Annotated in this window: 20 protein-coding genes; 16 read left to right on the forward strand and 4 right to left on the reverse strand. The window is 65.0% G+C overall.

The window, feature by feature from the left end; all coding sequences use genetic code 11:
• Positions 1–707: 707 nt before the first annotated feature.
• The 4 genes from Q7514_RS21605 to Q7514_RS21620 all read left to right on the forward strand — a co-directional run bounded on the left by Q7514_RS21605 (position 708) and on the right by Q7514_RS21620 (position 2,667).
• Positions 708–956, forward strand: coding sequence for an FAS1-like dehydratase domain-containing protein (locus Q7514_RS21605; protein WP_330135311.1), 249 nt, complete (start codon positions 708–710; stop codon positions 954–956).
• The gene (locus tag Q7514_RS21610; protein ID WP_408016154.1) at positions 953–1,264 is read left to right on the forward strand and encodes a MaoC/PaaZ C-terminal domain-containing protein; all 312 of its coding nucleotides are present in this window, start codon (positions 953–955) and stop codon (positions 1,262–1,264) included. The genes Q7514_RS21605 and Q7514_RS21610 overlap by 4 nt, the downstream gene beginning before the upstream one ends.
• A gap of 725 nt (positions 1,265–1,989) precedes the next feature.
• Positions 1,990–2,490: an HNH endonuclease gene (locus tag Q7514_RS21615; RefSeq protein WP_330135312.1), complete on the forward strand. Its 501-nt coding sequence runs from the start codon at positions 1,990–1,992 to the stop codon at positions 2,488–2,490.
• A 24-nt stretch (positions 2,491–2,514) separates the two neighbouring features.
• Positions 2,515–2,667 carry a hypothetical protein gene (locus tag Q7514_RS21620; protein WP_330135313.1) on the forward strand — a complete coding sequence of 51 codons (153 nt, stop codon included), beginning with the start codon at positions 2,515–2,517 and terminating at the stop codon, positions 2,665–2,667.
• Between the two features lie 236 nt (positions 2,668–2,903).
• Here Q7514_RS21620 and Q7514_RS21625 read toward each other — a convergent pair whose 3' ends face one another.
• The 3 genes from Q7514_RS21625 to Q7514_RS21635 form a co-directional block, all read right to left on the reverse strand.
• Positions 2,904–3,563: a TerD family protein gene (locus Q7514_RS21625; RefSeq protein WP_330135314.1), complete on the reverse strand. Its 660-nt coding sequence runs from the start codon at positions 3,561–3,563 to the stop codon at positions 2,904–2,906.
• A 93-nt stretch (positions 3,564–3,656) separates the two neighbouring features.
• On the reverse strand, positions 3,657–4,742 hold the full coding sequence (locus Q7514_RS21630; protein WP_330135315.1) for a DUF475 domain-containing protein: 1,086 nt from the start codon (positions 4,740–4,742) through the stop codon (positions 3,657–3,659).
• Positions 4,743–4,859: 117 nt separating this feature from the next.
• Complete coding sequence (locus tag Q7514_RS21635; protein ID WP_330135316.1) at positions 4,860–5,435, reverse strand: TerD family protein; 576 nt, start codon at positions 5,433–5,435, stop codon at positions 4,860–4,862.
• Positions 5,436–5,677: 242 nt separating this feature from the next.
• Here Q7514_RS21635 and Q7514_RS21640 point away from each other — a divergent pair, with 242 nt between their 5' ends.
• The 8 genes from Q7514_RS21640 (at position 5,678) to Q7514_RS21675 (ending at position 15,145) form a co-directional block, all read left to right on the forward strand.
• Positions 5,678–6,799 (forward strand): serine/threonine-protein kinase, encoded by a 1,122-nt coding sequence (locus Q7514_RS21640; RefSeq protein ID WP_330135451.1) that lies wholly within the window; start codon positions 5,678–5,680, stop codon positions 6,797–6,799.
• A gap of 29 nt (positions 6,800–6,828) precedes the next feature.
• Complete coding sequence (locus Q7514_RS21645; RefSeq protein ID WP_330135452.1) at positions 6,829–7,986, forward strand: HpcH/HpaI aldolase/citrate lyase family protein; 1,158 nt, start codon at positions 6,829–6,831, stop codon at positions 7,984–7,986.
• 17 nt (positions 7,987–8,003) lie between these two features.
• A complete protein-coding gene (locus Q7514_RS21650) occupies positions 8,004–9,293 on the forward strand; it encodes a phosphoribosyltransferase family protein (protein WP_330135453.1) in 1,290 nt (429 codons plus the stop codon).
• Positions 9,290–10,396, forward strand: a complete 1,107-nt coding sequence (locus tag Q7514_RS21655; RefSeq protein WP_330135317.1) for a cysteine protease StiP family protein — start codon at positions 9,290–9,292, stop codon at positions 10,394–10,396. The genes Q7514_RS21650 and Q7514_RS21655 overlap by 4 nt, the downstream gene beginning before the upstream one ends.
• 71 nt (positions 10,397–10,467) lie before the next feature.
• Positions 10,468–11,265: an HAD family hydrolase gene (locus Q7514_RS21660; RefSeq protein ID WP_330135454.1), complete on the forward strand. Its 798-nt coding sequence runs from the start codon at positions 10,468–10,470 to the stop codon at positions 11,263–11,265.
• A 47-nt stretch (positions 11,266–11,312) separates the two neighbouring features.
• The gene (locus Q7514_RS21665; protein ID WP_330135318.1) at positions 11,313–12,635 is read left to right on the forward strand and encodes a TerD family protein; all 1,323 of its coding nucleotides are present in this window, start codon (positions 11,313–11,315) and stop codon (positions 12,633–12,635) included.
• An 11-nt stretch (positions 12,636–12,646) separates the two neighbouring features.
• A complete protein-coding gene (locus Q7514_RS21670; protein WP_330135319.1) occupies positions 12,647–14,155 on the forward strand; it encodes a TerD family protein in 1,509 nt (502 codons plus the stop codon).
• Positions 14,156–14,242: 87 nt separating this feature from the next.
• Positions 14,243–15,145, forward strand: a complete 903-nt coding sequence (locus tag Q7514_RS21675) for a metallophosphoesterase (protein WP_330135320.1) — start codon at positions 14,243–14,245, stop codon at positions 15,143–15,145.
• Here the strand turns inward: Q7514_RS21675 and Q7514_RS21680 are convergent.
• The gene (locus tag Q7514_RS21680; RefSeq protein ID WP_456239149.1) at positions 15,142–16,929 is read right to left on the reverse strand and encodes a sigma-54-dependent Fis family transcriptional regulator; all 1,788 of its coding nucleotides are present in this window, start codon (positions 16,927–16,929) and stop codon (positions 15,142–15,144) included. The genes Q7514_RS21675 and Q7514_RS21680 overlap by 4 nt on opposite strands.
• 185 nt (positions 16,930–17,114) lie before the next feature.
• Here Q7514_RS21680 and Q7514_RS21685 point away from each other — a divergent pair, with 185 nt between their 5' ends.
• From Q7514_RS21685 to mimD, 4 genes are all read left to right on the forward strand, one after another.
• Positions 17,115–18,743, forward strand: a complete 1,629-nt coding sequence (locus Q7514_RS21685; protein WP_330135321.1) for a ferritin family protein — start codon at positions 17,115–17,117, stop codon at positions 18,741–18,743.
• Positions 18,744–18,885: 142 nt separating this feature from the next.
• Entirely contained in the window at positions 18,886–19,944 is a 1,059-nt protein-coding gene (locus Q7514_RS21690) for a 2Fe-2S iron-sulfur cluster-binding protein (RefSeq protein WP_330135322.1), read from the forward strand.
• A 44-nt stretch (positions 19,945–19,988) separates the two neighbouring features.
• Entirely contained in the window at positions 19,989–21,095 is a 1,107-nt protein-coding gene (locus Q7514_RS21695; RefSeq protein ID WP_330135323.1) for an aromatic/alkene monooxygenase hydroxylase subunit beta, read from the forward strand.
• Positions 21,092–21,433 carry a propane 2-monooxygenase effector subunit MimD gene (gene mimD / locus Q7514_RS21700; protein WP_330135324.1) on the forward strand — a complete coding sequence of 114 codons (342 nt, stop codon included), beginning with the start codon at positions 21,092–21,094 and terminating at the stop codon, positions 21,431–21,433. Before Q7514_RS21695 ends, mimD begins: the two co-directional genes overlap by 4 nt.
• Positions 21,434–21,464: the final 31 nt, after the last annotated feature.

Raw genomic sequence — 21,464 nt, forward strand, 5'->3', positions numbered from 1 at the left:
CCCGGTCGGCCTGCTCGGACCGGCGGAGAAGACAGCAACGTGCTTTCTCGCCGAGACGAGATGCATCCTGCTCGCTCACAAATCCCAGGTCCGCCGCACATCCCGGATCCGGCTCGAACTGCGGACCCCACTGACATCGAGTGGGAAAACCTACTGACAGGGGATGGGAAAAGCCCAGCTCACCGAACTGACATCCCGGTGGGAAGTCTCAGTGGAGCACGCACTGGCATCCGACGTCGTCCCTTGAGTGGCAGAGCGACCAAAAATACGACAAATCCGGCGTTTTTCGTGACCTGGGGGTTTTGTCACTCACGGTTCGTGCGGGGTGACCGACGAAAAATGACATTTAACGCACCATCCCCGCCAAAACTGCAGTCGGGCAGCGTGTTACCGTGAACTTCCTTTCGAATTCGCAGCGCCGGCGCCGGCGCTCTGGATGTGGAGGGCGTGGCCGCCCGACAGCGCGGCGTGTACATGGCGTCGATCGCTTCCGCCAACCTAAGGGCCTATCGTCATATCCACGGTGTGCGGGGTTCGATCCGCCACAGCCCAACTCGAGCCCGAGTGTGCCCCGACTGAGTCCGAACGAGCCGAACGATCAGTGCTGCCGCTCCCCCTGCACCACGACGTCGGGACCTCCCGAGCGGCCGGCTTCGCTGGATGTCATCGCACCCACAGCCTTCACCACTGTCGTGTAATCGCCGTCAGTGACCCAGCTCGTCGAGACACCGGACACCGGACTCGATCCGCACCGTATCGTCCACGGGTCGGAGAAGATCGAGTACGGCCGCCCGATCGTCGCTGGTGACGAGCTGAGCACGACGCTGACGATCACCGACGTCGCCGAGCGTGCCGGCAGCTCCATCCTGACCGCGATCTGCGAGATCCGCGACGACAGTGGCGACCTCGTCGTCACCATCACCTCGTCGCTGCTCCACCGAGGAGATGACGCATGACCTACGCGAGCTCGCACTTCAGCGACCTCGAGCGCGGAGCCGTCGTCGCGAAGGCCGACGTGACGGTGACCCGCGATGACCTGGTCCGCTCTGCGGGCGCGTCGGTCGATCCGAACCCGATCCACTTCAACGATGCCGCTGCAGCGCAGGCGGGACTGCCTGGTGTCTTCGCGCACGGGATGCTCACTGCGACTCTCGGCCTGGAATCGGTGGTGGACTGGGTCGGCGACCCGACCGCGGTCGTGTCGTATGGGAGTCGGTTTACGCGTCCGGTCGTCGTCGATCAGCATCTGAAGTTTTCATCCTGATCTGTCCGAGCAGCGACGTACCTATCGATGCACCGGCCTGCGCCTGAGTTGTCAGCAGGCTCACACCCGCACCGACCGGAACGCCGATCCGAATCGGGCCGCCGCATCCTTCCAGGTTCGCCAGCGGCGAGATGTTTTCTCCCGCAACACCGGGGGTGGACGGCGGTGGTGCAGCTGATACCGCCCCGGTGCCGGTAAAAGACACTGCAGCGGCCGCCGCGACGCCGGCGACTATCTGAAAGGCACGGCGCACAGAGGTATTGAGTTTGCACATGGAAATCCTTTGTCTCAGTTGATGAACCGGATGCGCCGGACACTACGTTCGGCCTTCACCACGCCATCAGATCGACAATCGGCAAGAACAACCTGCAGCGCTTTCCCGCCGCGGTATGGCACACTGGGCGACCGGTAGCAGCCACCTACGACCAGGAAGGACACTCGAATGCACACCAACTCGTACCCGCAGCGCATGTCGCATCCGACGATCCAGCTCCTGGACCGGCTCGCCGAACACTCCGGCACGACCGCCGGATTCTGCGTCTGCTGACGCCCCTCCTCTCGGGGCGTGCGCGCCCCGACCTCCAGTCACCCCATGGCGACTTCCTGGCCTGCCTCGGCCGTAACGGGACGATCACACCTCGAGAACCCGCCACTCCCCTTGTGAGAGAACGAGGTTGTCGATTGTCATGCGCCGCCCACCCACCGCCGTTACCGCCCGTACTTGGATGAACACCCGTGTAAGGGTTCTCAACGCCACCTACGAGGACTTCGATGTCATACCGGCCGCCAGGGCGGTGGTGCTGCTCACCGAGGACCTCGCGATCACCCTGGTCGAACATACTCCGCGGTTCGTAGTGCGTTCGCAGCACGTGGCGATCCCGCTGCCGCGCACCATCCAACTGCTCGAGTACGTCCATACGCCACCGCGACCGGTCGTCGACGACGACACCCGCGCGAGCTTCAAGATTGTGCTTGCACGTGATCACCACCGGTGCGCGTACTGCGGCGATGCGGGCGCTACGACGGTAGACCATGTCTACCCACGTAGCCGCGGCGGCGGAGACAACTACGGCAATCTCGTCGCGGCGTGTGCGGACTGTAACGGCCGCAAGGCGGACCGCACCCCAGAGGAAGCCGGCATGCCGCTTCTCTGGGTTCCCCGCGCACCCCGAACCGACCACAAGCGCCAGCACGCCATCTGGCGCGAGCTGACACTGAGCAACTGAGACGCCTTGGGGAGCCGTATGCCGATGACAACCAGGATGACCTTGGCCGACCTGCTCGCTGCTCTCCGAGGCCCCGCAGACTGTGAGTTCGCCGTCTGCCGCGACGACGCGGTCGATGTCGGACAGACCGGGGTGTGGGGTGGGCGCGAGTTCAGCCGCGGCGGGACGATTCGCTGAACACAAGTCGGGACCCACACCAGAATTGGTGTGGGTCCCGCTGATTACATGTTCAGTCAGGCTGCGACAGGCACGGCGGCCGGATCCGCGGCCGGTGCCGCACCGAACCCGGCGAGGGCGTCACCCACCGCTGTGGTGAGTGTCGTGTCGTGTCGCCCGAATTCGATCGAAGCAGCGCACCACCGGCGCCCCGGTTTCCTGACCGCAGGCGTGCGGACCCGAACGGGTGAACGCGCCTATTTGCGGCCGGCCTGCCACTGCATGCCCCATCCGTACTGACGGTCGAGGTCGGACTGGCTGCCGTTGACGTACTCGACGAGACGCTGCACGGTCACACCCTGCCCGGTGCTCTGCAGCATCGCGATGGCGCAGATGCGGGCACCGTTGTTCGGCGAATCGAGGCGCACCTCGATCTCCGGTCCCGACGGCTGGGTGAGGGTGACGACGCCGTCGACGGCAGCCCAGTTGGCAGCGCCCTCGTAGATCATGGCGAAGATCAGCACCCGCTTGAACAGCTCGGGTCGTTCGAGGTTGATGTGCATGTTCTCGCCGCCTTGAGCGGAACCGGTGCGATCGTCGCCGTCGAGGTGAATGTACGGCGGCGTGTTCAGCGACCCGAAGCTGTTTCCGAGCGCCTGGATGACACCCTTCGAGCCGTCGGTCAGCTCGTACAGGCACCCGAGGTCCAGGTCGACTCCGCCGGCAGCGCCGGTGAGCTTGGCGAGGAATCCCTTCTTCTGTTCACCGCGCGACCAGTTGAGATTCACGCGGGTCACGCCCTGGCCCGATCCGCCCTTGCTGAGGCTGACGGTGGGGGATTCCTTGGTGAGGTTGATCTTGTTGAGGTTGACTCCCGCGGATCCCTGCTCGGGCTTCTTGTTGTAGTCGATGGCCATGTGTGTGCCCCTTTCGATAGGTGTATCCCGGATATGCGGATGGGAGCCTCCGGACCGAGAACAAGGTCGAAGGCTCCCATCGGTCGAGCTCGATCAGGCGGCTACTTCCGCCTTGGCTTCCTTGCGGTTGCGGTAGATGCTCGATGCGAAGGCCGCACCGATCAGCGCGATGCCGACCAGGCCGGTGATGACCTCGGGGACGTGCGTGCCGATCGAGTACAGCAGGATCAGTGCGAGCGCACCGATCGCCCAGTGGGCGCCGTGCTCGAGGTACACGTAGTCGGCCAGCGTGCCCTTGCGCACCAGGAAGATGGTGATAGAACGCACGAACATGGCGCCGATGAAACCGAGGCCGAGCGCGATGATGATCGGGTCGGACGTGATCGCGAAGGCGCCGATGACACCGTCGAACGAGAACGACGCGTCGAGGACCTCGAGGTAGAGGAAGAGGAAGAACCCGGCCTTACCGGTGGCCTTCGCGAGACCACTCGGTCCACCGGTCGGCTCCTCGCCTTCCTCCGGCATGTGGAACATCTCGCCGAGACCGTTGACCGCGATGTACGTGATCATGCCGAGCGCGCCGGCGATCATCACGGTCGACACCTTGCCGTCCGGGGCGATCACCGTGGCGGTGATGAGCAGCAGAACGATCGCGATGACGACCTCGAGCTGGTCGAGCTTGCCGGCCTTCGCCAGCGGACGCTCGAGCCATTCCAGCCACTTGATCTCACGCTCTTCGAGGATGAAGTGGAGGAACAGCATCAGCAGGAACATGCCACCGAACGCCGCAATCTGCGGATGAGCGTCGGTGATCAAGGTTTCGTAGCTCGGATCCCCGTTGGAGAAGTAGGCGGCGCCGTCCGGCGGTGGGTTCAGTGCCAGGTCCAGTGCAGCGACCGGGCCGAGACCCGACGCAACCCACACGATGAGCAGGGGGAACACCAGGCGCATACCGAACACGGCGATGAGGATGCCGATGGTGAGGAAGATCTTCTGCCAGAACTCGCTCATCCGCTGCAGCACGGTCGCGTTGATGACCGCGTTGTCGAACGAGAGCGACACCTCGAGGATACCGAGGATCACGCAGAGGAAGAGGGCTTGGGGGCCGCCGTAGAGGAAGGCGACGACCAAGGAGACGACGGTGACGGCGAAAGACGCACCGAATATTCGCAGAACCACGAAGCGTGGCCTTTCTTCTCGAAGTCAGGGCTATGCAGGGTGGTTACTGCAAGTTCGACAGACGCGGATCCGGTCCCGGCAATTTCAGGCCCCGGGACCGGATCCGATCAGACAGTCCTAGACGTTGACACCGTAGTCGCGGGCGATGCCCGACAGGCCCGAGGCGTAGCCCTGACCGATCGCGCGGAACTTCCACTCTGCACCGTTGCGGTAGAGCTCACCGAAGACCATCGCGGTCTCGGTGGATGCGTCCTCGCTGAGGTCGTAGCGGGCCAGCTCGTTGCCGTTGGCGCGGTCGACGACGCGGATGTACGCGTTGCGGACCTGCCCGAACGACTGGCTGCGTGCGTCGCCGTCGTAGATCGACACGGGGAAGAAGATGGATTCGATGTTCGCCGGGACGGCAGCCAGGTCGACGTTGATGACCTCGTCGTCGCCGTCGCCCTCACCCGTGCGGTTGTCACCGGTGTGCTCGATGGAGCCGTCGGGCGTCTTCATGTTGTTGAAGAAGACGAAGTGCTGGTCGGAGACGACCTTCTTGTCGGCACCCGTAGCGATCGCACTCGCGTCGAGGTCGAAGTCGGTGCCGGTGGTGGTGCGCACATCCCAGCCCAGGCCGACGGCCACTGCGGTCAGGTTCGGGGCTTCCTTCGTCAGGGAGACGTTTCCACCCTTGGTCAAGCTGACGCCCATGCGGGGTCCTTTCGATCGGTCGTCGACGCACCGGGGGGGTACGTTCGGTTTTTCGCGCGCGTTCCACCACAGTAATGGGTGGGAATGAAGTACGCTCCTGTCCACTATGCCCACTGTTGCGGCCCGCGGTGGCGAACACGGGACGACCAGTACCATTCGGTCTTGTGGCGAGCCGATGGACGCGCCGCCTCTTCGGCGGCGGGCACTCCGAAGACCCCGCGGCTCGTCGTGCCCATGACGCGATGGTGGCCGCGTTCCTCGACATGGATCGACGTCAGTCGGTCGCCGAGGCGGGCGTTGCCGAATCTCACGAGCTCGCTCCCGAGCGGAATCTGCTCCGACAGTGGGAGCCGATCCGGCAGACCTGCTATCACGCAGCCGAGGGGTATCTGCGGCTCGCACACACCGAACCCGACCAGGAATTGGCATCCACTGCCGACTACGAACAGGCCATTCGCCGAATAGGCGACGCAACAAGAATTCTCGATGAATTCTACGAGAACAACCGTGGGCACCTCGAACACATGTCCGCGCTCGCCCAGACGGTTCCTCAACTCGCACATCGAGTTCGGGCCGATGCCCACGTTGCGCTCGAAGCACTGCAGGCTCCCGAACGTGCGCCGTTCGCGCATTATCGCTCGGTCCGCGCCGCCGTCGAATCGCTCGAGGCTGCGCTACGTTCCCTGGACTCCGCTCGCGGCACCGGCGCCCTGCGCACGGACGCGCACACGGTCGAGGAAGCCACGAAGGTTCTGCGGCAGGCCCTGACCGACGCACCCGGGCGCCAGAGTGAAGCGCGCAACACCGTGGCGTCGGTCACCACCCGGCTCAACGCGGTGCGCACCCGAACAGAGGGCCTTCCCCCAGCTTTTTCGGCTTTGCTGCGTGAATTCAACGCCGCAAGCTCGGCCGACCTGTCCGGCAACGCACAACAGGCCGAAGTACTCCTCGAACGCGCCGGTGCACGCCTCGACGAAGCGCGCCGAGCCGTGGACAACGCCCGGCCCGAACTCGCACTCGATCTCGCCACGGAAGTCCGCATCGATCTCGCCGCCGCCGAGGAACTGGTCGATTCCGTCACCGAACGACTGGCAACATTGCGCGCCGTCCGGAAGAATCCGGAGGCCAAGGTCGACGAAGTACGGTTCCGGCTGCGTGACGCGCAGCTCCTTGCCGTACAACGTGATCTGACTGCAGAGTGGGGGTCGGTTCTCGATGCCCAACTGGACCGAATCGACAGAGCCGTCGACGCGCTCACCGGAGTCCACCCGGACTACTGGGCCTACGTGCGCGATCTCGATGCGGTATCGGATTTCATCGCCGGGGTGGTGGATCGAATGAGAGGACGGGCCGACGGCCAATGACGGGGGCAACCTACACGAGGACGCAGACCATGCGTCATTTCCGGCACCTGGATCGAACCACGCTCGACAGGTTGTTCTTCCAGGTGCCGCAACCGTTCGGTGACGGCGATGACCGCGGTCGCCTCGCGGTCGCATTGGGTGCCACGCTGTACGTGCCCGCAACACGCGGCGACCTGACCGCGACGATCCTGCGCCGGGCCGGCGAGGGCGTCACGTCGATGGTCCTCGATCTCGAAGACGCTGTCGCCGACGACGAAGTCGAGCAGGGCCTGAGCAACGCCGTCGCCACCCTCGACGAGCTCGCAGCGCAGGGCGACGCCCCGATGCTCCTGTTCGTCCGAGTCCGAACCCCCGACGGCATCAACCGCATCGCGGGCGCCCTCGGCGAAGGTGTGCGGGTCCTCACCGGGTTCGTGCTGCCCAAGTTCACCTCCGGCTTCGGCCGCGAATTCCTCGACGCGGTGACCCGGGCATCCGAGCTGCTCCGCAAACACCTGTACGCGATGCCGGTCATCGAATCCACCTCCGTTGTGCACCGCGAGACCCGCGACGAAGAACTGCGTGCCATCTCGCAGCTCCTCGCCGAATATCGACCCCATGTACTGGCCGTGCGGGTCGGCGCGACCGATATGTGCGCGACCTTCGGCATCCGACGCGACCGCGACCTGACCATCTACGACGTGCGCGTCGTCGTCGACGTGATCGCCACCATCGTCAACTACCTCGGCCGCACCGACGGCACCGGATTCGTCATCACCGGCCCGGTCTGGGAGTACTTCGCCGACCACGAACGCATGTTCCGTCCGATGCTGCGCGCCACCCCGTTCGAAGAGCACGACGCCGTGCTGTTCCGGCAGCAACTCGTCAGCCGCGACCTGGACGGGCTGTTACGCGAGATCGCACTCGACCGCGCCAACGGCATCCAGGGCAAGACCGTGATCCACCCGTCGCACGTCGCCGCAGTGCATGCGCTGTCCGCGGTGACCCACGAGGAGTACCACGATGCCGTCGACATTCTCGATGCCGACACCGGCGGGGTGCGGGCGTCCGAGTACGGCAACAAGATGAACGAACGCCGACCACACCGCACGTGGGCACAACAGACCCTGGTGCGCGCGTCGGTGTTCGGGGTCACCAACAAGGGAGTCTCGTTCGTGGACCTGCTGACCGCTCTGGTGATCCGGTGACCAACACGCTGCAGCCCATGTGGGCAACAGAGGAATTCGGGCTGGCCCTGCACCACGACACCACGTCGACGGGGTACACCGTGCCAGAGCTTGTCGAGCCCGGCCTGCGCCGCAATCCGCGGCGCGCGCATCTACTGGTCTCGACCGTACTCGGCAAACACCTGCCCACCGACCCCGCGACGGTGCTGGCCGCGGGCCACCGGCTCGGGCAGCTCGTCGCGGAAACACTCGGACCGGACGTCGCCGACGCGGTGGTGCTCGGGTTCGCCGAGACGGCAACGGGACTGGGACATTGCGTCGCCGATACGATCGGGGCCGCCTGCTACCTACATTCCACGCGGCGGCACGTACCCGGCGCCGACGTCTTCGCCGGCTTCGAAGAAGGCCACTCGCACGCGACGTCGCACCTGTTGCAACCCACATCGCCCGAACTCTTCGCGAACCCGGCGCCGCTGGTGCTCGTGGACGACGAGATCTCCACCGGCGCCACAGCGCTCGATGCGATCCGGGCCGTGCATCGCCAGCAGACGCGGGCGCACTACGTCGTGGCGTCCCTGGTCGATATGCGCTCGGACGAGCATCGACTCCTCACTGCCACTGCCGCCACCGAACTCGGTGCCCGCATCGATCACGTGAGTCTTGCCGGTGGACACACCGAGATCCCCGACGGGCTGACTGCGCGCGTGACAGCGCTCCCGGATCCGGAACTGAATCCGTTTTCGCCGCAACGAGGAGAAGCCCGCTTCGTGTCGTTGCTGTGGCCGGGCCATGTTCCCGACGGCGGACGCCACGGGGTACTGCACTGCGACGTCGCGGGATTCGATGCCGCCGTCGAAGCCGCCGCCGACGCACTTGCGGGTGTACGCGACGCCACGCGTCCGGCCATCGTGATCGGCCACGAAGAGTTGATGTACCTACCGCTGCGGCTCGCGAACGCACTCGCCTCGCGCGGAACACCGACGCGGTTCCAGACGACGACCCGATCCCCGGCGTATGTCCTCGACGTTCCCGGATATCCCCTCCGGCGTGGATTCACCTTTGCGGCACCGGAATACATCGCGTCCGATCTCGAGCCGGAGGCACCCCGATTCCTGTACAACGCACAGTGGACCGGCGCCGGCTCGCGACCGGAACTGATCCTGGTGATCGACAGCCCGGCCGACACCGACCGCTTGCGTGCGCCCGGCGGCGTGCTCGACGTGCTCACGGCCGCGGGTGAGGACGTGCTCGTTGCCGTCGTGCCGTCCACGGACCCGCTGACACTGCGCGAGTCCAGGGCAGGCCGCCCCAGGGAGGAAAACAAGTGACCACACCGTTGACCGGACCCGATTTCGGGTCGTACGCAGCCGACGAAGTGCGCTGGCTCCTCAAAGACCTGTCGCACCTTGACCTCGAAGGCGGCATCGCCGAGCGCGAGGCCCGGATCCAGGCCGGCCTCGCCCACTACGCCGAGTCGCTCCCCGTCGAATACCAACCCGACGCCGCCTATCGGGAACTGTTCGACAAGGCCCTCGCCACTACCGCACCCCGCCTCGCGCAGGCCGTCGGCACCGTCACCGAACTGCTGCTTGCCGAACGCGGAACCGATCTCACGCTCGTATCGCTGGCCCGGGCCGGTACCCCGATCGGGGTCCTGATCCGACGCTGGGCTCAGCAACACCACGACCTCGATCTCCCACACTACGCGGTCTCGATCGTGCGCGGACGTGGAATCGACAGGGCAGCACTCGATTACATAACGGAACATCACGACCCGAAATCCGTGGTGTTCGTCGACGGCTGGACAGGCAAGGGCGCCATCGCACGGGAACTCGCGGCAGCGCTCGCCGAGTACGGCGCCTCCGGCGGCCCCACCCTGTCGAACGATCTCGCAGTACTCGCCGACCCCGGACACTGCGTACGCACGTTCGGCACCCGCGACGATTTTCTCATCGCGTCGGCCTGCCTGAACTCGACCGTGTCCGGTCTCGTGTCGCGCACCGTGCTCAACGACGACTTCATCGCACCGGGCGAGTTCCACGGCGCCAAGTTCTACGCCGAACTCGCCGGCGACGACGTCTCCGGAGTCCTCCTCGACACCGTGACCGCCGAGTTCGGGGATCGCGGGGCCGCCGTTGCACAGGCGCGGACGATCCTCGATTCCGACCGCGAACCCACTTGGGCCGGTTGGGAATCAGTGGAGAAGATCCGCGCCCAGTTCGGTATCTCGAGCGTCAACTTCGTCAAGCCCGGCGTCGGTGAAACCACACGTGTGCTCCTGCGTCGCGTGCCGTGGAAGGTACTCGTGCGCGACATCCATGCGGACGAACACGCCCACATCCGGATGCTTGCTGCGGCTCGGGATGTACCCGTCGTGGAAGTACCCGACCTCGCCTATTCGTGCATGGGCCTGATCAAGGACATGCCGTGACGAACACACCGAGGACGAACACCCCGAGCTCACCGGCCACCGCACTCATCGCCACCGATCTCGACCGCACGATGATCTACTCGCGCGGCGCGATGGGGGAGACCCGGTTCGCCGCGGGTGGGCTCCTGTGCGTCGAGTATTACGAGGGCGAGCCGTTGTCGTACGTGTCGGAGTCCGCGGCAATCAGGTTGCGCGACCTCGTCTCTGTGCTCCCCGTGGTACCCACCACCACCCGCACACCTGCCCAGTTCAACCGGATCGATCTCCCCGGCGGACCGTGGCCCTATGCGATCACAAGCAACGGGGGCGCGATCCTCGTCGACGGTGAAGCCGATGCGAGCTGGCGGCGCGGCATCGACGACGCGGTGCGTGCGTCCTCCGCGAGCCTCGACGACGTGACCACCGAGCTGCGGCGACGCATCTCGGACCAGTGGGTGTCGAAATTCCGGATCGCCGAGGACCTGTTCTGCTATCTCGTCGTCGATGTCGCCTCGCAGCCGCGCGGTTTCATGAGCGACTGGAGCGCGTGGTGCACCGCGCACGGCTGGAACGCCTCACAGCAGGGCCGCAAGATCTACACGATGCCCGATCCGGTGTGCAAGAGCCGGGCGGTCGCCGAGGTACACCGACGGCTCATCTGCGCGGGACTGCTCGCCCCGGGCTCCCCGGTATTCGCAGCCGGCGACGGCGCGCTCGACGCCGAGATGCTGGCCTCCGCCGACGCAGCCATCCGCCCGCGACACGGCGAACTCGAGTCCCTCGGCTGGCAGCATCCGACGCTCACGATCACGGAACAGCAGGGCGTCGCCGCGGGTGAAGAAATTCTCGACTGGTTCACCCGATCGGCCTCCGTGCCGGTGGCTTCGTAAAGTGATCCCAACCGTCCACCTACCGCCGACACAGTGAGGACCTCGATTTGTCCAGCTCGCTCGCCAAAGGCCAGAACGGCCCCCTCAGCGTGAACGACGTCGTCGTTTCCCTGGAACTGACGACACCGGCAGACCTGTCTGCGCTGTTGGTCAAGGCCGACGGCAAGGTCCGATCCGACGCCGACTTCGTGTTCTTCAATCAGCCCACCGGTCCCGGCGTCAACCTGGTGCCGGGCGCACCCGGGCAGGCCGCGTCGCTGGCAGTGTCGCTGGGTGCGGTGCCGGCCGACATCGAGCAGGTCCGCGCAGTCATCACCCTCGACGACGCGTCGAGCAACTTCGGGCGCTTCGCTCCGCCCACGGCGCGGGTGTCCGACACGAACGGCACCGTGCTGTACGAGTACCGGATCGAGGGTCTGAGCAGCGAATCCATCGTGATCGCCCTCGAGTTGTACCGCCGCCAGGGGTCGTGGAAGGTCCGCGCCGTGGGGCAGGGGTACGCGGGTGGGTTCGCGGCTCTCGTGACCGATCACGGCGTCTCCGTCGACGATGCGCCCGCACCGGCTGCTCCCGCCACACCGCCGGTCCCGGCTCAACCCGTTGCTCCGCCGCCGCCCGCGCAACCCTTCAACCAGGCGCCCCCGCAGCAGCAGTTCAACCAGGCACCTCCGCAGCAGCAGTTCAACCAGGCACCTCCGCAGCAGCAGTTCAACCAGGCACCTCCGCAGCAGCAGTTCAACCAGGCGCCTCCCGCGCCTGCGGGCCCTCCCGAGGTGAGCCTGACGAAGAGCCGTCCCGTCAGCCTGGTCAAGGGCCAGAAGGTCACGCTCCGCAAGGACGGCGGCGTCGCGCTGACGTTCCTGCGGATGGGCCTCGGCTGGGATCCCATCGAGAAGCGGGGGCTGTTCGGCAACCGCGCACCGAACATCGACCTCGATGCGTCGGCGGTGATGTTCGCCGACCAGAACATCGTCGATGTCGCCTACTACGGGCAGCTCACGTCGAAAGACGGGTCGATCCAGCACCAGGGCGACAACCTGACCGGTGAGGGCGCAGGTGATGACGAAGTGGTCCTCGTCGACCTCACTCGCATTCCCCCACACATCAACACGGTGATGTTCATCGTCACCTCCTACAAGGGTCATACGTTCGAGCAGGTCCAGAATGCGTTCTGCCGCCTCGTCGACGGCACCACCAACGACGAGCTCGCCCGCTACACGCTGCAAGGCGGAATGCCGTTCACCGGCATGGTCATGGCGAAGGTGTACCGCCAGGGCAGCGAATGGAAACTGCAGGCCATCGGTGAAGGAATCCAGGCCAAGCACCCGGGCGAGGCTGCGCCGCAGCTCGGTCGCTTCCTGGTGTCGTAACCGTGAACGGAGTGTTCTCTCCGGGGCAGAACGCTCCGCTGACAGCCCGGACCGTCCGCTTCACGGTCTCGGCCGCCGCGCCGGTCGACCTGTGTGCGTTCGTGGTCGACGACCGCCTGCGGGTCGCATCGTCGGGCGACGTGGTGTTCTACAACCAGCCCCGGACGCAGGGCGTTCGACTCGACGGCGACGCGATCGTCGTCGAGGTGGACGCTCTGCCCGCAGGCGCTCGCGTGCTGTGCGCGACGGGCACGGCTTCGCCCGTCGCTGTCTCCACGACGCTGACAGATCCTTCGGGTGCGTCGCTCGCCTCGTTCGCGGTGGACCCGTGCGGAGGCGAGACGGCACTGTTGTGCTGGGAGCTCTACCCGCACAATGGAAACTGGAAATTTCGGGCGCTCGGCCAGGGGTACGCAGGTGGCCTCGGCGAGATGTTCATCGCACACGGCGTCGAAGTCGACGATGGCGCCGCGCCGGTGAAGCAACCGTCGCAACCTCAACCGCAACCCTCCGCCGTACCGAGCGGTGTTACACCGTCGTTCGAGTGGTTGTGGAAGATCTTCGAAGACGCCGCACGCTCCGCAGCGGCCTACATCTCGGCTCACGAGTACGCACAGCACCGCCTCGACGACGAACTCTCCGCAGCCGTAGCCGATCCCGCGACCCGCACCGGTGCCGCAGCCGAGGCCGCACGCGCTCGGGCACACCAACGGTGCGAAGAACTGGGCGCTGCCGCGGAGCAGCGATATCGGGACGACTCGGCGCAGCTCACCGACGAACTGCGTGTCCTCGATGGCACGCTGCCCGCATCGATGGCGACGTGGGCATCGCCGTCCTGGACCACGATCCGCACACCGAGCGACGGAATCCGGGTGGGCGAACTCTCGGCTCCGGACCGCGGACCTCTGCGTGTGCCGTTGTGTGTGCCGTTGCCACTGCACCGGCCACTGTGGATCGACGGTGACGACTCGGCGACACAGCAGGTCGTCACGGCACTGGCACTACGCCTGCTCGCTGCACAATCCGGATCGCGCATCGACATCGTCGACCCCGCGGGTACGCTCGCCGAGCTCCGGCAGTTGACCACCCCGGTGTTCGCAGGTCCGCCTGTGCTCGACATCGGTGGTGTCGCTGCAAAGCTGAAGGGCCTGGCCGACAGCGCAGACCTTACGTCACTGGCATTGTCCACCGACCCTGCCGCGGCGCACCTGGAGCCGCGTGTCCTCGTGCTCGCCGGCGTGCCCCACGGGTACAGCAGCGACGATCTCGTGCAGGTATTCCGACTCACCCAACTTCCCGGTGCGCAGCACATCTCGATCGTGATCGCAGGCGCAGCCGACACGGTGGTCGATGAGCCGGCTCTGCAGATCCTGTTCGAGCAATCCCAGCATCTGCCGACGACCGACGCAGGGCATTTCTCCGACCCGTGGACGAGGAACGACTGGACCTTCACGCCCGACACAATTCCCGCCGACGCCGTCCTACTGCAGCGTGTGGTCGCCACGCTCGGGGCAGTCTGACCACTCCACCGGCAGATTCGGTCTCCTGTCACCCGCACGCAACCTGCTGTACCGCGGTGCGCAGTACGTGCGGCGTTGACTGACTTCATGACCGAGACGTTCCGGATCGCAGAGTATCCCCGCCCCACCCACACGCTCGTCCAGATCAGCGACACGCACTTCACCGCGGGGTCCGCCCCGCTGCACGGGGTGGTGGACTGCGAGCAGAAACTGGCGGACGTCCTCGACACCGTCACCGCCACAGGAGTTCCGGTCGATGCGCTGCTCCTGACAGGTGATCTGACGGACGCCGGTGCCCCCGGGGCGTATCGGCGTCTGCGCAAGCTGGTGGAGCCCGCCGCCGCTGCTCTCGGCGCACCGGTCCTGTGGGCGATGGGCAACCACGACGACCGGGCCGCGTTCCGTGAGAACCTCCTCGATCAGGCACCCACGACCGAGCCTATCGATATCGTCCACGACGTGAACGGCCTGCGCGTGATATGCCTGGATTCGAGCATCCCCGGCGAGTCTCGTGGCGAGGTGACCGCCGAGCAGGCACAGTGGCTCGCCGGCGAGCTTTCGTCTCCCGCCGAGCACGGCACCCTCCTCGTGATCCACCATCCGCCGCTTCCCGTCACATCCGAACGCGCCGTGTTGTGGGAATTGTGCGAGCAGTGGCGGCTCGCCGATGCGGTCCGCGGCACGGATGTGCGGACCATCGTGTCGGGCCACCTGCATTACACAGTGTCCGGCATGTTCGCCGGGATCCCGGTGTCCACCGCAACTTCTGTCGCGTATGCGGGCGACCTGTCTGCACCTGCAGACGCTCAGCGCGGCGCTGACGGCGGTGGCGGGTACAACCTGATCCAGATCTACGATGAGACCGTCGTCCACACCGCGGTCCCACTGCTGGGGACGTTCGCAACGGTCGGGCCGGTGTTCACCCGCAATGACATTGCGTCCGAATTGGGGCGCAAGGGTGTGCACATCCGCGAGCGCGCATCTACCTAGAACACGACCCCGAAGTCTCGGATCTTGCGGTAGATCGTCGCGCGCGACATCCCCAGAGATCGTGCGGCAGCAGCTTTGTCGCCACCATGCAGTGCCAGTGCATCCACAACTGCGTCTCGTTCGAGCGCCTCGAGCTGGGTGAGGGTGCGGCGCGTCGTCGCGTGGCACTCGGGCGGTAGGTCCTGCGGTTCGATCACCCCTGATCGTCGTCGACGTCCAATCTCGTCGAGGACCGTCCGCAGGTGCGCGATGTTGCCACGCCACGACATCCTCATCAACTGATTCGACGCCGCCGTGGACATCGACACCTTCCCCTCGGCGGCTATCCCGAGGAAGTGTGTCACCAGCTCGGGGATGTCCTCGAGATGGTGGCGCAATGGAGGCACGATGATGGTCTTGGGGAACAACCGCAGGATCGGGTGGGTATCCGATACGCCGTGTGACACGTGCATCGACAGTACGACCCACGGCTCGTCGGACGGAGAGTCCAAACGGACGGTCTGGAGCAGTTCGCTCAACGCACTGAGGTCATCGTTCCTCAGGACGTGTGCGTGCACTACGGCGACGTCGGACCCCACGTCGAGTGCGGTCGCAACCTGTTCCAACAGTTCGACGGCATCGAGTGTCGCAGCGTCGAGCACCGCGAAGTCGTGACCATCGCGCACATGGGTGTGCGCGGCGCGAAGCAGTGCGGTCTTGCCTACACCTGGCTCACCGTCGAGGACGAGCCATTCGCGGCGTGTACACACGTCGACGACGCCGCGCACAGTATGTCTCCACTGGGCGCTCGAACCGACGATCGAATGCAGGGCAAGAGGCCGACCCACGTCGAGGGTATGGGCCTTCGCGACTTGTTCCCGAACCCGGACGATCCCGCCGGCGAGACGCCCCGCAACGAAGGTCGGCTGGTAGGACAGCCGCGCCGTGATACCGCTCGGGAGGTCCGCGAGAGTGGTGAATGCTTCTGTCCTGCCCCGGGAGTCACGGGTGCGGTCGATGATCGCAGCTTGATCTCGGGAATCGAATTTCTGCTGAGTCCGAGCGTTCATCATGAGGACTTCGTCGCCGACCGCAATGACCGGCCGACTCGAGCGCTGGCACGCCGCGTGATAATCACGCAGCAGCGCGCGGTCCAGCTCGTCCGTTTCAGCGAGAATTCTGTCCTTGATCCTTGATGCTGCGAGCTTCGCGAACGACAACAGCAGCGTGTTCGTATTGCGCTCCAGAGTGGTCAGGTCGACGACCCCGAGGAGGGTTCCGGTAACCGGATGGGTCACCAAAGCCCCTGCACAGGAGAACTTCCGGAGGAGTCCGTTGTAGTGTTCGTCGCCACGGATGAGCAGCGGTGCGCCGACTTCGAGAGCGGTACCGATACCGTTGGTGCCCACTTCCGATTCGGCGTACCGGAATCCCGGTGCGAGATCGACGCAGTCGAGCGTGACCGCCAGCTCACGATCCCCCGTATAGCGCTGGAGCACCGTCCCGGTCGCATCTGTGAGGATCAGCGAGACCGGTTCACTCTCGATCTCGGCGGCCATCTCTGCAAGCACCGGGCGCGCAGCGCGTGCGAGGACGGTATCCGCGGGCAATTTCTCGATGTAGGCCGCATTCGGCCGATCCATGTCGACGTTCGCCTCCCGCGAGCGCGACCAGGACACGCGCAACCAGTTGCGGACCTGACGGCCGTCCACCGGGCGGGTGGCCAGGTGGTTCTGAGCAGGAACTTCACGCGCGCCGGCCACGGACAGGTCGTCCGGGACGGCACCCCGATCGTATGCACTCACCGAGGGTCTCCGGGTCGTCGCAATGCCTCTGTTCGAATTCATCGACTCCGAACTCTAGTCACTCCTCCTGTGATGCACGTCTCACATTGAGACAGATCGTCTGTTCATCGGCGGGTTGTATCTCAGTCCACACCCCGAAGTTCCGACGGCCGGACTCACCGGCTCCCAACCCAGGAGGCGTCACCTTGAGCAGGCAGAGCTTGACGAAGGCACATGCCAAGATCACCGAATTGTCGTGGGAACCCACATTCGCGACTCCCGCGACACGATTCGGCACGGACTACACGTTCGAGAAAGCCCCGAAGAAAGACCCCCTGAAGCAGATCATGCGGTCGTACTTCCCGATGGAGGAAGAAAAGGACAACCGCGTCTACGGCGCAATGGACGGCGCCATCCGCGGAAACATGTTCCGCCAGGTCCAGGAGCGCTGGCTGGAATGGCAGAAGCTGTTCCTGTCGATCATCCCGTTTCCCGAGATCTCGGCGGCCCGCGCGATGCCCATGGCGATCGACGCCGTACCGAACCCGGAGATCCACAACGGGCTCGCGGTGCAGATGATCGACGAGGTTCGTCATTCCACGATTCAGATGAACCTCAAGAAGCTGTACATGAACAACTACATCGACCCCGCCGGGTTCGACATCACCGAGAAGGCGTTCTCGAACAACTACGCGGGCACGATCGGCCGGCAGTTCGGCGAGGGCTTCATCACCGGCGACGCGATCACCGCCGCCAACATCTACCTGACGGTCGTCGCGGAGACCGCATTCACGAACACTCTGTTCGTAGCGATGCCCGACGAGGCGGCCGCCAACGGCGACTACCTGCTGCCGACGGTGTTCCACTCGGTGCAGTCCGACGAATCCCGGCATATCTCCAACGGGTACTCGATCCTGCTCATGGCGCTGGCCGACGAGCGGAACCGACCGCTGCTCGAGCGCGATCTGCGGTACGCGTGGTGGAACAACCACTGCGTCGTCGACGCCGCGATCGGCACGTTCATCGAGTACGGCACGAAGGACCGCCGCAAGGACCGCGAGAGTTACGCCGAGATGTGGCGCCGGTGGATCTACGACGACTACTACCGCAGCTACCTGCTTCCCCTCGAGAAGTACGGGCTGACGATCCCGCACGACCTGGTCGAGGAATCGTGGAAACGCATCACCGAGAAGAGCTACGTGCACGAGGTCGCGCGATTCTTCGCGACCGGCTGGCCCGTGAACTACTGGCGGATCGACGCGATGACCGACGCCGACTTCGAATGGTTCGAGGAGAAGTACCCGGGCTGGTACTCGAAGTTCGGTAAGTGGTGGGAGAACTACAACCGCCTCGCCTACCCGGGTAGGAACAAGCCGATCGCATTCGAGGAGGTCGGGTACCAGTATCCGCACCGCTGCTGGACGTGCATGGTCCCTGCCCTGGTCCGCGAAGACATGGTGGTCGAAAAGGTCGACGGTCAGTGGCGCACCTACTGCTCGGAGCCGTGCTACTGGACCGACGCGGTTGCGTTCCGCGGCGAGTACGAGGGTCGGGAGACGCCGAACATGGGTCGGCTCACCGGCTTCCGAGAATGGGAGACGCTCCACCACGACAAGGACCTGGCCGACATCGTCTCGGATCTCGGTTATGTGCGAGATGACGGCAAGACCCTCATCGGCCAACCCCATCTCGACCTGGATCCCAAGAAGATGTGGACCCTCGACGACGTGCGGGGCAATACGTTCCAGAGCCCGAACGTGTTGTTGAACCAGATGACCGACGAGCAGCGGGCAGCGCACATCGCGGAGTACCGCGCGGGCGCGACGCCCCTGTAACAAGACGCGCGTGGGCGGCGCCGGCCGCAGCACCGAGCTCCCGGCGCCGCCCACCGCACCCACCGGCGGCACGACACCGCCCTGATCGGCGGCACAGCACCGCTATCCCACCGCCAGTTTTCCGGAGAACAGGAGGTCCGTCGTGGCCGACACCCACCGCATCCACTTCGAACCCGTCGACATCGAAATGGAAGTCACCGAGGACGAGAAGATCCTCGATGCAGCCTTCCGACAGGGCATCCATCTGATGCACGGCTGCCGCGAAGGGCAATGTTCGGCCTGCAAATCGTATGTTCTCGACGGCGACATCCAGATGGAGCGTTACTCGACATTCGCCTGCAACGATTCGGAGGTCGAAGAAGGATACGTGCTGCTGTGCCGGGCGCACTCCTTCAGTGATTGCACCATCGAACTGCTCAATTTCGACGAGGACGAACTCCTCGGTGGCGTACCCATCCAGAACGTCCGCACCACTGTTCGCGCAATCGAGGCCGTCACCCGAGATATCGTGTCGCTACGGCTCGAGGCGGTCGAACCGAGCACGTTCGAGTTCAAACCCGGTCAGTACTCCGACCTGACGATCCCCGGCACCGAGGAGCACCGCTCGTTCTCGATGGCGACCACGCAGTCGACCCCCGGACAGATCGAGTTCCTCATCAAGAAGTATCCGGGCGGCAAATTCTCCGGAATGCTCGGCGGTGAAGACCCTCGTCAGGGCATCTCGGTGGGCGACGACATCGCGCTCACCGGCCCGTACGGGTCGTTCACACTCAAGGACGGGCATGTGCTGCCGGTCGTGTGCATAGGTGGTGGTGCGGGAATGGCCCCGATCCTGTCGCTACTTCGGCACATGAACGAGACCGACTGCACACGTCCCGTCCGGTTCTACTACGGCGCCCGCACCGGCGAGGACCTGTTCTACCTCGATGAGATTCTCGAGCTCGGTAAAGGCCTGCGTGACTTCGTGTTCGTGCCCTGCCTCTCGGAATCGGCCGATGCGGTGCCACCGGTGCTGTCCGAGGTCGAGACCGGGATGGTCACCGACGTCGTCGACCGGCGCGAGGACGAACTGGCCGGGTGCGAGGTGTATCTGTGCGGCCCGCCCCCGATGGTCGACGCCGCTCTCGAACTCCTCGACAGCCGCACCGTGCCGAACGACCAGATCTTCTACGACAAGTTCACCAGTCCAGCTTTCGATTGATCCAGCCCTCGATCGATTCCTCTCAACGACAGGAGCACAGCGAGATGACTGCAACGGCAGAGCCGCAGCGGCGAAGCTTTCCTCGTATCGAATTCACCGACGCCGAGGCCGGCGCGCGCGAGTTCCCGAGTTCGAAGAGCCGTACATACAACTACTACAAGCCCGCCAAGCTGCGCGCGACGACGTACGAGGACGTCACCGTCGATGTGCAGCCCGATCCCGAACGACATCTGTCGCAGGGCTGGATCTACGGCTTCGGTGCCGGTCCCGGCGGATACCCGAAGGAATGGACGGCCGCGAAATCATCCGACTGGCACAAATTCCGGGATCCGAACGAGGAATGGGACCAGACGATCTTCCGCAACAATGCGGCGATCGTGCGGCAGGTGGATCTGTGCCTGAAGAACGCAAAACGTGCCAGGGCCTACGAAAGCTGGAACGCGCCGTGGCTCACATTCATCGAGCGGAATCTGGGTGCCTGGATGCACGCCGAGAACGGCCTTGCGCTACATGTGTTCACGTCGATCCAGCGGTCCGGGCCCAGCAACATGATCAATACGGCGGTTGCGGTCAACGCTGCACACAAGATGCGGTTCGCGCAGGACCTCGCCCTGTTCAACCTCGATCTTTCCGAATCGGGGGCGGAGTTCGACGGTTCCATGCACAAGGAAGTGTGGCAGTCGGCTCCCGAGTGGCAACCCACCCGCGAGGTCGTGGAACGTCTCACCGCGGTTCCGGACTGGTGTGAGCTCCTGTTCGCCACCAACATCGTGTTCGAGCAGCTCGTCGGATCGTTGTTCCGCAGTGAACTGATCATGCAGATCGCGGCCCGTAACGGCGACTACATCACGCCGACGATCGTGGGCACGGGCGAACATGACTACGACCGTGATCTGGCCTACTCGCGCAACTTGTTCCAGCTGCTCACCCGCGACGAGGAGCACGGCGAGGCAAACAAGGCATTGTTCGCCACGTGGCTCGAGACATGGGTGCCCCGGTGCCTCGACGCGGCACGGGCGCTGCAGCCCATCTGGTCGCAACCAGCCGATCGCGCGGTCACGTTCACCACGAGCCTCGACGCCGCCGAAGACAAGTTCCGGTCCCTCCTCGGGGACATCGGACTCGACACACCGAAGGAGCTGGACCAGTGAGCATGAATTTCGGATCCGCCACCGAGTTCTCCAACAAGTGTGGCGTCACACTGATGAACACACCGATCGGACGTGTCGTCGCCGATGTCATGGGCACCAAGGTCGGCGTGGAACTGACGGAATATCCATCGATGATCCGCGTCGACGGAACGAAGTTGCTCGAGTTCGACTACGACGAGCTCACCGATGCCCTGGGCTCCGAGTTCGACGGGTCGGTGTTCGAGGAGATCAGCTCGACCCACTACGGACGCATGGTGCATCTCGACAACAAGACGATGCTCTTCGCCAGCCCTGAAGACGCAGCCGAATACATCGGCTTCGACCTCACCGCGCACTGACACTGCACCAGCCCTGCAGTTCCCGACAATC

It is taken from the genome of Rhodococcus artemisiae (assembly GCF_036327795.1).
Taxonomy (GTDB): domain Bacteria; phylum Actinomycetota; class Actinomycetes; order Mycobacteriales; family Mycobacteriaceae; genus Rhodococcus; species Rhodococcus artemisiae.